This is a genomic window from Mesorhizobium sp. M8A.F.Ca.ET.218.01.1.1 (assembly GCF_004791165.1).
Lineage (GTDB): Bacteria > Pseudomonadota > Alphaproteobacteria > Rhizobiales > Rhizobiaceae > Mesorhizobium.
In genome coordinates, this window is the sequence record NZ_SRUZ01000126.1 from 1 (window position 1) to 327 (window position 327).

Consider the following 327-nt stretch of genomic DNA (forward strand, 5'->3'; position numbering starts at 1 on the left):
GCACTGAATGACCAAATTCATGTACTAAAGTATATAAATCAGAAACTGTATTTGACCAATTCAATAATATAAACGGATTTGTTAAGTGAGCACCTGAAGAGTATCCTCCAGAACGTTTACCTTTATTTTCAAAGACATCCACCCATCGATGATTCAAACCTTCTTCTACAACTTTCGTATATTCTTCACCCATTGGTTGTAATGCTTTCAACATCCAATCTTTAGCCTCTTCGTACGGCATTTCAAATTTAATATCTTTAACAAGTGGTGTGTAAACATCATACATTTTCATGTCATCTAAGCCCAATAGTTCTTTGCGCAATTTAG

Annotated in this window: 1 protein-coding gene; it reads right to left on the reverse strand. The window is 34.3% G+C overall.

Features of this window, described 5'->3' with window-relative positions:
- A partial coding sequence (locus tag EN861_RS34685; RefSeq protein ID WP_245512182.1) for a M3 family metallopeptidase occupies positions 1 to 286 on the reverse strand: 286 nt, incomplete at its 3' end.
- Positions 287 to 327: the final 41 nt, after the last annotated feature.